Origin of the sequence: Marinobacter sp. UBA2498, from assembly GCF_002341575.1 — a bacterium.
GTDB lineage: Bacteria > Pseudomonadota > Gammaproteobacteria > Pseudomonadales > Oleiphilaceae > Marinobacter > Marinobacter manganoxydans.
The window spans coordinates 58,674-70,975 of record NZ_DDOI01000047.1; the positions used below are offsets into that span (position 1 = coordinate 58,674).

At 55.4% G+C, this 12,302-nt stretch carries 10 protein-coding genes and 1 pseudogene; 5 read left to right on the forward strand and 6 right to left on the reverse strand.

Annotated elements, in window-relative coordinates; translation table 11 throughout:
• Together B2W52_RS05635 and B2W52_RS05640 are read right to left on the reverse strand one after the other, a co-directional pair.
• Window positions 1–1,837: pseudogene (locus B2W52_RS05635) on the reverse strand (hypothetical protein); the annotation flags it as partial.
• The gene (locus B2W52_RS05640; protein WP_286801828.1) at window positions 1,830–2,669 is read right to left on the reverse strand and encodes a hypothetical protein; all 840 of its coding nucleotides are present in this window, start codon (window positions 2,667–2,669) and stop codon (window positions 1,830–1,832) included. The pseudogene B2W52_RS05635 and the gene B2W52_RS05640, both read right to left, overlap by 8 nt.
• Before the next feature lie 55 nt (window positions 2,670–2,724).
• Between B2W52_RS05640 and B2W52_RS05645 the strand changes: the two genes are divergently transcribed.
• The 5 genes from B2W52_RS05645 to B2W52_RS05665 all read left to right on the forward strand — a co-directional run bounded on the left by B2W52_RS05645 (window position 2,725) and on the right by B2W52_RS05665 (window position 5,016).
• On the forward strand, window positions 2,725–2,949 hold the full coding sequence (locus B2W52_RS05645; protein WP_008171217.1) for an addiction module protein: 225 nt from the start codon (window positions 2,725–2,727) through the stop codon (window positions 2,947–2,949).
• Window positions 2,949–3,239 (forward strand): type II toxin-antitoxin system RelE/ParE family toxin, encoded by a 291-nt coding sequence (locus B2W52_RS05650; protein ID WP_008171220.1) that lies wholly within the window; start codon window positions 2,949–2,951, stop codon window positions 3,237–3,239. Before B2W52_RS05645 ends, B2W52_RS05650 begins: the two co-directional genes overlap by 1 nt.
• Window positions 3,240–3,324: 85 nt before the next feature.
• Window positions 3,325–3,585, forward strand: a complete 261-nt coding sequence (locus tag B2W52_RS05655) for a ZIP family metal transporter (protein WP_008171221.1) — start codon at window positions 3,325–3,327, stop codon at window positions 3,583–3,585.
• Between the two features lie 79 nt (window positions 3,586–3,664).
• Window positions 3,665–4,201 carry a CIA30 family protein gene (locus B2W52_RS05660; RefSeq protein WP_008171223.1) on the forward strand — a complete coding sequence of 179 codons (537 nt, stop codon included), beginning with the start codon at window positions 3,665–3,667 and terminating at the stop codon, window positions 4,199–4,201.
• Window positions 4,198–5,016: an SDR family NAD(P)-dependent oxidoreductase gene (locus B2W52_RS05665; RefSeq protein WP_008171225.1), complete on the forward strand. Its 819-nt coding sequence runs from the start codon at window positions 4,198–4,200 to the stop codon at window positions 5,014–5,016. Before B2W52_RS05660 ends, B2W52_RS05665 begins: the two co-directional genes overlap by 4 nt.
• Here the strand turns inward: B2W52_RS05665 and B2W52_RS05670 are convergent.
• From B2W52_RS05670 to B2W52_RS05685, 4 genes are all read right to left on the reverse strand, one after another.
• Window positions 5,009–6,331: an NADH:flavin oxidoreductase/NADH oxidase family protein gene (locus B2W52_RS05670; protein WP_286801836.1), complete on the reverse strand. Its 1,323-nt coding sequence runs from the start codon at window positions 6,329–6,331 to the stop codon at window positions 5,009–5,011. The genes B2W52_RS05665 and B2W52_RS05670 overlap by 8 nt on opposite strands.
• Window positions 6,332–6,359: 28 nt before the next feature.
• Window positions 6,360–8,042: a class I SAM-dependent methyltransferase gene (locus B2W52_RS05675; RefSeq protein ID WP_273069370.1), complete on the reverse strand. Its 1,683-nt coding sequence runs from the start codon at window positions 8,040–8,042 to the stop codon at window positions 6,360–6,362.
• Window positions 8,039–11,167 (reverse strand): DEAD/DEAH box helicase, encoded by a 3,129-nt coding sequence (locus B2W52_RS05680; protein ID WP_273069368.1) that lies wholly within the window; start codon window positions 11,165–11,167, stop codon window positions 8,039–8,041. Before B2W52_RS05680 ends, B2W52_RS05675 begins: the two co-directional genes overlap by 4 nt.
• A 312-nt stretch (window positions 11,168–11,479) precedes the next feature.
• A partial coding sequence (locus tag B2W52_RS05685) for an ATP-binding protein (RefSeq protein ID WP_414673478.1) occupies window positions 11,480–12,302 on the reverse strand: 823 nt, incomplete at its 5' end.

Consider the following 12,302-nt stretch of genomic DNA (forward strand, 5'->3'; position numbering starts at 1 on the left):
TTTCAGCCCTGGCTTTGGCCGCCTTCTGCTGCACCGCATCCTGCTTTTCCTGCTCCAGCCGGGCCTGCTCTTCCAGTTTGGCCAGCTGTTCCTCTGCTGCCTGCTTTTCGTCGGTGGCGTCCCGAAGAGTGGTCGCGGCGGCCGGGAAACGCTGCAGCGTTTCCAGATCTTTCTCAATGGCACGGATTTCTTTCTCGGTGCGCTCGATCAACCGTGGCCGATCGTGTTCCTGGTTGGCAGTGTCCGCCAGCTCGGCCCGCTCCTTTTCCAGGCCATGAAGCTCACCTTCAATATGCCGGCGCTGCTCTGCGAAGTCAGTCTGCCGGGCCGGCTGGGCCGAATATTCGGCGTCGAACCAGTCGAAGCCTTTGTCATTGGGCACGAACAGCCGGGCAAACGCTTCGATGGCCGCCTTGCTGTCGGCGTCCAGATCCTGACCGGGGCTGGCCATCACCAATCGGGGGTCCACGGCCCGCAGCGGTGCCGCGGTGGCCTCATCCAACTGGTTCTGCAACTGCCAATGTTGCTTGCTCTCTCTTTCCCTCAGGGATTCCAGCTTGCGTTCAAGTTCCTGTTTCTTTTTCTGGATCTGCTCCAGCCGGATTTCCGCCTGGGCGGCACTCTTGAGAGCAGCCAGGTGCCCTTTCTTGCTATCGAGTTCCTCTTTCTGGATGTCCTCGATTTCCTGAAGGGTCATCTCCCCGTACTGGGATACCAGCAGATCGCCATCTTTCTGGTTCTGCTCGGCCTGCTTGATGCGACGGTCGGCGGAACGGATCTCGCCCTTCAGGCCACTGGCGTCCTGCTCCAGTTTTTTCAGAGCCTGGAGCACATGGCGCAGGGTCTCGTTCTGTTCATTGAACGCCTCTACTGCGGCTTTACGCCTGGCGCCAATATCCTGCAAGGCATGGGTGACGCCATCCCGGAAAGCCGCAAAATCGTGCTGGCTGCGAAGCAGGGTTTGGTAGGCCTGATAATCCCTTTGCAGCTTCTCGAACCGTGAACGCTCTTTTTCAATCTGATTAAGCTGGATTTGCTGTTGCTTCAGTTGATCGTGCCGGTTGAGAAACTCATCGATATTGAAATCGAAGGCATCGTCGGCAAACTTCTTGTCCGCCTCGATAATGCTGGCCACCGCGTTGGACATGGCCTGATCGTCTGCCTTCATTTCAAACAGCAACAGGATCAGCGTGCGCAGCGACTGCACCCGGCGCTCGTCGGACTCACCCAGGGGCAGCACCGAATAGCGTACGGCATCGGCGTTCATTAGCTCGCTGCTGTACAACATCTGTTTAAGCTTGGCCGGTTCATTGACCAGTCGGGTATCTTTGGAGAACTTTTTCAGCGCCTCGGACAAACGGCTGAACGACAGCTCCGGCACCGCCTGGCCGATTCCGTCCTCACCATCGCCATTCCAGAACAGCGGCCGCAGCTGGTCGTAACCAACCGGCACGAAAGCGCGGGCATAACTGAGCTGGCTGGCGCTGTCCCGGTACAAAATCTGGCAATGCACCCCCGCCGGGTTCTCCGCTTCCATGATCAGGAAGCTGAACTGACTGGGGAAATAATGCTGGTAGCTTTCCTCGTTAGAGTAGAAGCTGCCGGCACTGGCATTGCGGAACGCGAATTTCTTGCGACTGTTCTTGAAGTTGTTTTCCGGCAGCAGAAACAGACGCAGGGAATTCAGCAGACTGGACTTGCCCAGATTGCCCGGGCCCAGGATCAGGCCGTGGTTATCCACCGGAATTTCCACGTAACAGAAGCCGGCGGAATCCACCAACACCAGACGGCGAATACCAAAATTGAAATTGCCTGGGCTCCCCTGGGAGTCACTCATCCAGAATCATCTCCTGTTCCATAAATTTGCCGGTAACTCGAAACGCCTCTGCCAGGGGTACAAAACCAAGCCCCTCTGCCAACGAAATCGCCCTTGTGAATCGTTCGGTGGTGTCCGGTAGTTTGCGGAACCGGCCCAGCCATGGCTGCCAGTCGGGCGGCTGAACAAAGGTGGCTTTGTCACCGAGCGAGGCTGCGATCGTCGAGAACATTTGCAGACCACCCGCATCATAATCGAATGCGCAGAATACTTCTTCATAGCCCTGCAACCAGTCGAGAATCGCGCGCCGGGTCACCCGGTTACCACTGCCCAGAACCACATCGCAGTCCGCCAGATGCAAGGCCCAGCCAAGAGCCTCACCGGTAAACTTCAGCATCTGCTGATATTGGTAGAAGTTACGCTCGTTTTCTATTACCAGCACGGAGCCGGCGCGCTGAAAACCGATGTCAACAGAATCGCTCTTGATAACAACCACATCCGGACGGCTGGATGCCAATACCCCATGGTAAACCAGAAGAAAACTTACCTCAGTACCATGGCGATGAGAGTCACCTTTTCTAGCGGCGTCTACTCTGTTTAAGGGAGCCTCCGCGACGTTCTGCAGCTCCGCGAAAGCGGTTTCATCCCGGACCGTGACCAGCCATCGGTTGGACTGGACCTTTTCTGTGGCAAACATGTCCCGATGGCGCCGGCGAAACTGCTCCGGAAGCTTTTTCAGGAAGGCTTCATAATTAATCGGTTGGCCACGCAGGATTTTGTCGAGATAGTCGTTCAAGGGCGTACCACGGTTATTCTTGGATTTGCGTATGGGCTGGGAAGCAAAATAACTCATAAAGCGTTAATATGGATACCGTACTTGGCCCCTCACCACTCTTGGAGCAAAAAATATGCGCCTTCAGGATTTAATTGACGAGGCTAGCGCTCTTCCCGTCGACGAACGAGCGCTGGTTATAGAGTCATTATTGAAAAGCCTAAACCCAAACGAAGCCAGTATTGACGAAAAATGGGTAGAAGTTGCCAAGTGCCGCCTGGACGACCTGGATTCCGGCAGGGTGAATCCTGTGCCCGGCGATGAGGTTTTCAGAAAGATTCGGAGCAGGCTGCAGAAATAATGGATTATTCCTTTCACCCCGCAGCGGAAGCGGAATTGAATGATGCAATCGATTACTACGAATCAATTCAAACTGGCCTCGGAGTAGATCTCGCCGAGCAAGTCGAGCAAGCAGTAGCCAGAGCTGTCAAATTCCCCCAGGCCTGGAGCTTCATTCGAAAGCCTGTTCGTCGCTCACTCGTCAAACGATTTCCCTATGGCGTTCTTTACGTTGAAAAGAAGAACAGCATTTTCATTCTTGCTGTTATGAATCTTCATCGCGAGCCAGATTATTGGGAAAACAGGCAATAACCGAGGATTCCTCGGTAGTTACCGATAATTCCCGGAACACAGAAACAGCTGCACACCCATTGCACTTATCCTGGTGCCAAGAGGCATGTCCGTCACCAAGGCCGCCGACTGGAGTATTTTCAGCAGCTTGCCGCAACCATTGATGGCCATTCCCGCTTACCTGTTCGTAAGTACCTTCAAACCCATGCTTCCCTTCGGCCTTGGTTTGGCTGCGGGTGCTATGATCTGGATGGTGTTTGCCGAGCTTCTGCCGGATGCTAATAAAAAGCTGGAGCCGGCTTCAGTTGGTGTTGTGATTGTACTGGCCTTTCTGGGCATGATGGTTTTCCAGCTCGCCATCCACTGACCGCGGAAGTACTGGATAGCCAGTAAGCTATTGCGGCGAACGACACTTAATACGTTTTTGAACTATCGAAGGTAACTCTATGCAGAACCGGGATATTTCCGGGAACGCCACGCAAAACCCGATACTTGTCTCGTTCCATTCAGAGGCAAGCCAGTTAACCTGGCAGCCCCTCGGTGACCGCGTGATGGGCGGGCAGTCTAACGGCACCGTTGATCTTGCAGAGGGCGGCGTTGGCGTCTTTCACGGCACTGTGCGACTGGACAACGGCGGCGGATTTTCGTCTGTGAAAGCTGACCTGCCGGAACCTTTCGATGCAGCTGACTACACCGGTATCGAGCTTCTTGCTCGGGGCGACGGAAAAACCTACAAGATCGGCCTTCGCAACAGCACCAACCGGCGCAGCATTGTGTACCAGCATGCATTCACACCAGGTACAGAAGAATGGAGCCGCATCCGACTCCCCTTCAGTGATTTCATCCCTACCTGGCGCGGCAAAACATTGACCGATGAGGCAGCACTGAATCTTTCGCACCTGGCTTCGGTCAGCCTTTTTGTTTCCGGACGACAGGCTGGTGAATTTCAGCTGCGGATGCAGGATTGGAGGTTGATCCGATGACCAAACTCGCTCTGATAACCGGTGCCAGCGCCGGCATTGGCCGTGAAGCCTGCGCCCTCTTTGCCCGGAAAGGCTACAGGGTGATCGCCCTGTCCCGACAGCCAGCTGGTGTCGAGTCTGCCGATCTGGAGCTGGCGCTGGATCTAGAGTCCTTTGACCAGATCGAAGGGCTTGCGGGCGCTCTGGACACGGAAATTGCAGCAGCCGAGCGGGTGATTCTGGTCAACAACTCCGGTTACGGGCAATTCGGCGCGCTTCGCGATCTCTCCGAACCCATGTGGCAAAAGCAGTTCAGTACCCACGTATTCGGCCCCATCAAGCTGGCTGCTGTCTGCCTGGGGCTCTGCGAACAGCACGGTAAACCCTTGCGGGTCATCGCGGTTAGCTCCGTTCTCTCCATCGCGCCCCAGAAAATGAAAGGCGCCTACTGTGCCGCCAAATCCGCGATGAACACGGCCCATGAGAGTTTCTGGTTTGATGAACAGGGCAGCAACAGCCTGGAAAGTATCTCGCTGGTGCTCCCGGGCCCCGTGGTGACCCGGTTCAGAGAGCATGCCCTGGCCGCGTTGCAGCCCGTGCTTGGCCAGGCCAGCGCCGTGCACCGGGAAAAGTACAAGGCAATGGAAGCAGCGCTCGCGCCAGGCGCCAGAATCAAGCCCTTTACAGCCAGTGCGTCGGACGTCGCGAAAAAGATTGTCAGGGCAGCAGAGGCGACACGACCCAAGCCTCGATACCTGGTTACACCCCAGACCTACGCTGCCGAATTTATCACCCGGTTTATTCCCCGGTCGATCCAGAGAATCATCTTTAGGTAAGGCGGGCCTTCTTCACCCGCCGGGACCGGCTCAATTCATCCTTAACAAAAGCCCCGACGGCCTTGAGGATACCCAGGTCCGGATCAGCCTCTTCGCCATCCGCCAGCCGGAAAATCTGCTGGTAGTACCACGCCTGGCCGCCCAACACGTTAATGACTTTGATTGGCATCAGCGGACTCGCTGGTGAGAAAAACCCTCGTTGAGCAAGTTTGACGTAATCTTCGTAGCAAACCGTCTTATCGATGCGCCCTTCAAGCAGATCTTTGGGCGTATCGGGATCGGTGCAGAGCGGCCGGCCAAGGCCAATCACGTCGGTTTCGCCACTTGCTATCGCCTCTTCCATCAACGAGCGGGTACGGAATCCACCGGTGACCATCAGCGGGCAATTGCACACCTCACGAATCGTCTGGGCATAATCCAGGAAGTAAGCCTCCCGCTTGCGAGTGCTTTCCCGCATGGCCGGCCCATCGCTCGCCGTATCGGCATCACCAGTGTACCCGAGCAGCCGCGGCTGTTCGTAGGTGCCGCCAGACACCTCCAGCAGATCAATGCCCTCCTCATTGAGCCAGCGCACCACGCTCACCGACTCATCGAGCGTAAACCCACCCTTGCGGAAATCGTCGGAATTCAGCTTTACCGCCACCGGAAACTCCGGCCCCAACGCAGCGCGCGTCGCCCGCACCACCTCAAGCAGGAAACGGGCGCGATTTTCCAGCGACCCACCCCAGCGATCGGTGCGCTGGTTGGTGACCGGCGACAGAAAAGACGACAACAGATACCCATGAGCCCCGTGCACCTGAACACCGGTGAACCCCGCCTCTTTGGCGATCCGGGCCACATTGGCAAAACGCTGGATAAAGTCCAGAATCTCCGGCTCCGTGAGTGCCCGTGGGCGAGCGTAGTTGCCCATCAGCGATAGCTGCACCGCCGAAGGCCCCATTGGGCGTGTGGTCACGTAACGCGGCGACTGCCGACCGGCATGGGAGATCTGCATCCACAAATGGTTGCCGTTGCGGGTGCCCGCTTCGGCCCAGGCACGCAACTGCGCCATACCCTCCGGCTCGCCTTCAGCCGGCGCCGGATCAATTGCCACGTTACCCGGCCGCTCCAGCACCCGGTGATCAATCATCACGTTGCCGGTAATCAACAGCCCCGCTCCGCCCTCGGACCAGCGCCGATACAGGGTTTCATGGCGGTGGGTAGCGTGGAGCTGATCGTCTGCCAGCCCTTCGGTCATGGCGGCCTTGGCTAGTCGGTTCGGCAGAACTGCTCCGCATGGGAGCTTCAGGGATTGGGCAAGCGGTGATTCGGGCATGGATAATTCCTGCTGTTCAAGCATAAGTTTACAGCCCCAACCACTCTGCCAGCTGAAGATTGGTTTTCAGCCTCAGTCGCTGCTGAAGCATCCCCTCAAAGACGCCTTCCACGGTTCGTTCCTGCCCCAGCAATGGCAGTGAGGCCTCAGCCTCTGAGAAGAACTGCTCCTCACGAGACGTGCCTACAATGGCTTGCTCCCACCAATTCACTACTCGAGGGTGCGCCTCCTTGAGCAGAAGGTCCCCAGGTAGCTTTTCGGACTTAGAAGCGTTCGCCGTATGAGTCGCTGGCATCAGATTCCAGAGATCGTTGTTGTTCCATCGTGACCACGGAAAACAGTGGTCGACGTCAAACCGCTTCGCTTTGAGATTTTGGGCCGTCCATACGCACTCGACCCTACCAGCCTCGAGCTGCTGGTTAATCATTTGACGGACAGCTGACGTATCGCGCTGACCTTCAACCCACTGTAAACCACGATGATAGACATCCATGGAATAGCGAAGATCCCAGCTACCCATCAAATCAATCCATTCATTAACAATCGCAGGTTCAATCCAGCAGGCATAGCGACTGAACGTATCCCAGAGAAACGAAGGAACACGGAAGGTACCGAACCGGGAAAGCGTTGCTTTATCCAAACGCACGGGTGCCTTCTTGATGGTCATCCTGGCCGAACCGCCCTCGAAGATCGGACGGTTACTACCAGGCCAAGTCGTGAAATTTGCGGGGTTCTTGAGAATGGTCGAGCAAGCATCCCGGATAGCGCGCAGGACTACTGGAGCAACATCCGCCGACAGCGACATGCCCACTCTGAAATCCAGAGGCGTGAAATCCTGCAGCTTTAAGAAATCCTCCGTGGCAAAGCCATAGCCGCGAGTGCCTGGTGCTTGCCTCAATTGATGCCGCAGAACCAGAGGGTGATAAAGCATAATCCAGAACAGCCCGACCGCCCCAAGCGGAATATCCACCCAGTCATCACTACGTTTAAGCGCCAAGCCGGGCGCTCCGTCAGCAATCCGGACTAGGGTTCGCAGCAAACCCAATTTGTAAGTCGAAGACTTATTATCATTAACGATAATGTGACGGACTGTCGGCAATGCTCCGGTGCCATCGTCCGCCAACCTAAAAGCCAGCGTCTCCCAAGAAACTTCGTCCCTCTGGAGCGCATCCTTCTTGCGCTCGACCGGCAACGGGAGCGGAATCAGTGCCCGGCGTTTGGCAAAAACCTCCAGCTCTTCCCTACTGACGTCGTAAAAAAGTCGTTCGCCATCACCGGGCCCATGCCGAACCGTAATCACCAGCATTCCACCGGGTGCCAAAAGCTCAGTCAGGATTCGAAAGGCACGATCACGATCGGAGGGCGGGATATGCATCCAGACAGCGGAAACAAGAATCAGATCGAAGCGATAGCTCAGCTTCCGGATCTTACCTAGATCGGGTAATTGATCGTCTACCCAGTGAATGCTCTGAATGCGAGTAGCGTCCTGCCCCAACTCTCTTAAGCCATCTGCGGGCTCTACCGCGACAACATCCCAGCCTCGTTCTGCAAGGGCACTGGAATCGCGACCACTGCCTGCGCCGACATCGAGAGCAAGGCCTGCTTTATCGCCCAGGAAGGAGAGCCAGTCTTGGTGAACCTGTTCGAAGGTCAGGGACTGGTATTGGGTGAAGAAGTTTTGGGCGTTTTTGTTGTAGGGACGGTAACTCATGCCGCCGCCAGCTTCGCTGCCTGCTGCCACATAAAGTTTGGCATCGGCGTTCGGAGTTTCCAGGTAATACTCATCGGCTGGGAACCGGTGTGAGACACGTAATCCACCTCACCATAATTCACAAACCCCATCGTGCGACCATATTCGTCTTTCGCCTGCTCTCTTACAAACAAGAACAACCGCTTGTTGATGGCTTGGTGTTGAATATAGTCCTTCCCTTTACCACGGTCAGGCCGGGAACTGTTTTGCGACTGCCAGTGGAATAACTGCTCATTGATGGCGTAGTCGTGGTACATGGTGGTTGGGGAGAACTGCTTTTCGTTTTTGTCCAAGGTGACAAACATCAGCTCAATATTTTGATCCTGAATGACATATACACCTTCCCTCGATGGTGGGTTATGCTCGAACGTCATCGCACCAAAGCCAACCAGAATCTGCTCTCGGGAATAGCGGGCGTGCAATCGTAGCGGGACTTCCCGCAACTCCGGCATCGCCGGCTGCTCGTGTTTGGTTTTCGCCAATTTCCAGTCGAGCACGTCCACCAGCTCCTGTTCCAGCCCCAGCTTGCTGAGTCCTGCCAAGCTTTGTGTCAGCGAATCAAATTCCAGCTCTGGCCCTGCTTTCTGCCAGAAGTCGTAATGGCACATGAGTGCCTGGCGACCTTTCGGGTCGTCACAGCTAAACCCTGCTTGGCATAGCTTCTTAAGAAACAGCAGGTACTGGTGATCGTCGCAGATCAAAATCCGATTGTGGATGGCCTTCTTCGCCAGTTTAAACGAGTCATCGGCTCTGTCTTCGTCTTTTGCCTTGCTCACCAACTCGGCCCAACTGCCCCGTTTGTAGAGTTCGTTCAGGTCGATGTGGGGATGATGGGTTATGAAGTTCTTCAGCGTGAGTGGCTGAGTGGAATGCTGTGGGAACTGCCGAACAAGAGACACCAGCCGCTTCATGGTCAGCGTGGCTTGCCGGATGTTGCTCAGCACCATTTCCTGGGTTTTCTTGGTGAGCTCAATTCGGCAACCCAGTGGTGCATGGGGAAAGCCCTGCTTCAGTTCTTCCGAAATTGAGCGTTCTGACTTTCCCACCAGTGCCCGGAATTTATTGGCGAAATCATATTCAGGCCGAGAATTACCAACAAAGTCCAAGACTGTGCAGCAATCTTTGTCGTCAGCAAGGCGCAAACCCCGACCCAGTTGCTGAAGGAAGATGGTCAGGCTTTCGGTTGGGCGCAGGAATAACAGGGTGTCGACTTCCGGAATATCGACGCCTTCGTTGAATATGTCGACCACACACAGCACGTTGATTTGCCCGGAGCGAATGGCTTGCTGCTTTTGTTGGCGTTCGTGGCTGTTGTCACTAGTGAGCACATCGGCCTTGATGCCGTGCAACAGGAGCTGCTCCACCATGAAGGTCGCGTGTTCACGGCTCACACAGAAAGCGAGAGCTTTCATGCTGGCTATATCGGTGACGATTTCCCGCAAGCTTCGCAGAATCTTTTTTACGCGATTCTGGTTGTGCGTATACAAGTTCGTCAACTGAGCAATATCGTAACGCCCACGACTCCAAGGAATAGTGCGCAGGTCGGTGTCATCATCTATTCCAAAGTATTGAAAGGGGCAAAGGTGGCGGCGGTTGATGGCCTCCGGTAACCGGAGTTCGGCGGCAATCACGCCACCAAAGTCGCTGAGAATATCGCCGCCATCGTGTCGCTCCGGAGTCGCTGTCAGTCCCAGCAGTATTTCGGGCGAGAAGTGTTCCAATACCGCCCGATAACTCGATGCGGCGATGTGGTGCACTTCGTCGATTACGATGTAGTCGTAATAGCCTTCAGTGAGCTTTAGCTGATCCAGCTGGTTATTCAGAGTCTGAATCGAAACGAACAATTGCCGGTAGTGTTCCGGCAACTGGCCGCCTACCCAGAGTTCACCGAAAGCATTATTACGCAGCACGCCACGGTAAGCTTCCCGGGCTTGGCGCAGAATTTCTTCCCGGTGCGCCACAAACAGAAAGTGGGCGTTTGGTTTTGCTTTCAGGAAGCGCCGAAAATCAAACGCCGAGATCAGGGTCTTGCCGGTGCCAGTGGCGGCCACCACGAGGTTTCGCAAACGCTGGTGCACGTCCCGCTCAACAGAGAGTTGCTCTAGAATGTCTTTCTGATGCGGAAACGGCGTAATTTCGAAATAGTGGGAGGAGCCGGGAGCGTCCAACCCTTTTTGTTGTTTTAGTGCGCGGTTGAGCTTTTCGGTACTCTCAGCCCGGCCATCGAACCATTCAAAGTCTTCCGAAGCCCAATAGGTTTCAAAGGTGCTGAGCGATTTGTTGATGATGTGAGGGATTTCCTGAGCGGTGATCTTAAGATTCCACTCAAGGCCATTGGTCAGCGCCGATCGAGATAGGTTTGATGAACCGATGTAACCGGTGTGAAAACCCGTGTTCCGGAGGAACAAATAGCTCTTGGCGTGCAGCCTTTCACGCTCGGTGTTGTAGCTCAGCTTCACTTCGGTGTTCGGCAGGCTAGCCAGATACTCAACGGCTTTGGCATCCGTTGCCCCCATGTAGGAGGTGGTGATGATTTTCAGCTCTCGGCCACTCGCGGTGAAGGCTTCCAGTTCTTTCCGGAATATCCGAATTCCGGCCCATTTGATGAACGAGACCAACCAGTAAATCCGGTCCGCTGACAAAATCTCGCGCTTTAGCTCTGACTCCAGTGACAAGCCAGCATTACTGCCTGAAAATAACTCACTCTGTGTGAGTCCTGTGAGCGGGAAAACGTCTTCAACATACTGCTTCAGGTTCGCAGCAACCGGGTTTTCCAGCTCATAAAGCGCGGTGAGGATCTTTCCTTGGCTATCGAGGAGGTTCTCATCCAGGAACCCATCATCCTGCACCTTCCCCTTGAGCCACATCAGCAACTGATTCGATAACTCGATTTGCTCCTGAAGTCGGTTATCGCCCGAAGGCACCGACCCAATAGCGAACTCCAGAATGTTAGTAAGGAATCGTGACAACCATACAGATGCTTCCACACTGCTAAGCTGGCGCTCACCTACGTAAAATTGTTTCCTGTCCAATCTGTTTTCTACGAGCCGGGTAATAAGCTGCTCGTAGATTCCGGTCTGCTGCATCGTGTACGTCCCACATTGATGACTTCCAGAAGAACGGCGCGGTGGCCACCGGCATTCCTTATATCTCGCAATCTAACTAAATCCGGTGGAATGACGTTAACCCCTAAAATGTCGGATTTCCACGAAATCCGCGATCCTCCCGACAGGCTTTTTTTGGCAATCGAGCGATTGCTATCGATTACAGTGTAGCCTCACATGACACCAGTTAGATCCAGCGCTTCCACATCGTGGACGCACCGGACAGCCACAACCGAATATCCAGCTTGCCGGTCAGCCGGCCGTAACTTGCAAAGCACTGCTTGGCGTCGCTAGTTATGCCTGTGCAACTGCATGAACCTTCAAGCTCTGGAGGTCAATAGGTGGTACACCAAGGTCGCTCCAGTTCCCTGGATGGCAGGTAAACAGCAGTATCTGATGCCGGCTTGCCGCATCGAACAGAATGCGTTTCATATCTTCCAGGCGATCGCTATCACTGTGCACCAGGGTGTCGTCCAGGATGACCAGCGTTGGCCTTCCGGCTTCCCGCAGCAGGTCGGCATAGGCCAGGCGGCTGATGAGGCCCATCTGTTCGCGGGCACCAAAGCTCAGTTCGGTGATCTGCCCCAGTTCGCTGCCTCGGCTGAAGGTGCCCGGGCGTAGCTGTTCGTCCACTTCCAGCGACGCTTCCGGAAACAGTACTGAAAGGTAGTGGTTCAGGTGTTTCTGCAGGGGGGCCTGCAGTCGACGCGTCAGGGCCTGGCGTTTTTCGGTGAGCAGGTTCAGCAGCAGATCCAGGGCCTGGGCGCGGCGGTGCAATTCCTGATAGCGGCGATTGCACTGGTCGTACTCCGCCTCTTTCTCATTGAGCTGTTCTTCCAGCCCTTCGGCACCCCAGGCTTCAAGCCTGACTTTGATATCCCTGAGCTCACGCCCGCGGTTTTCCTGGGTCTGGCGTAGTTGATTGACCGCATTCTGGTAGCGTTCGATGTCTTGCTTGAGAAAGTCCGGTCGGGCTTCGCGGATTTCCCGTTCGCGGCGTTCGAGGCTGGCTTGCAGCTCGGCCTGTTGTTTTTCGAGGTTCGCCAGGTCGGTGGTGATTTGCTGAAGCTGCTGTTGCCGTTCCGGGCTCTTTTCTTCATCCGCCAGCCGCTGCCAT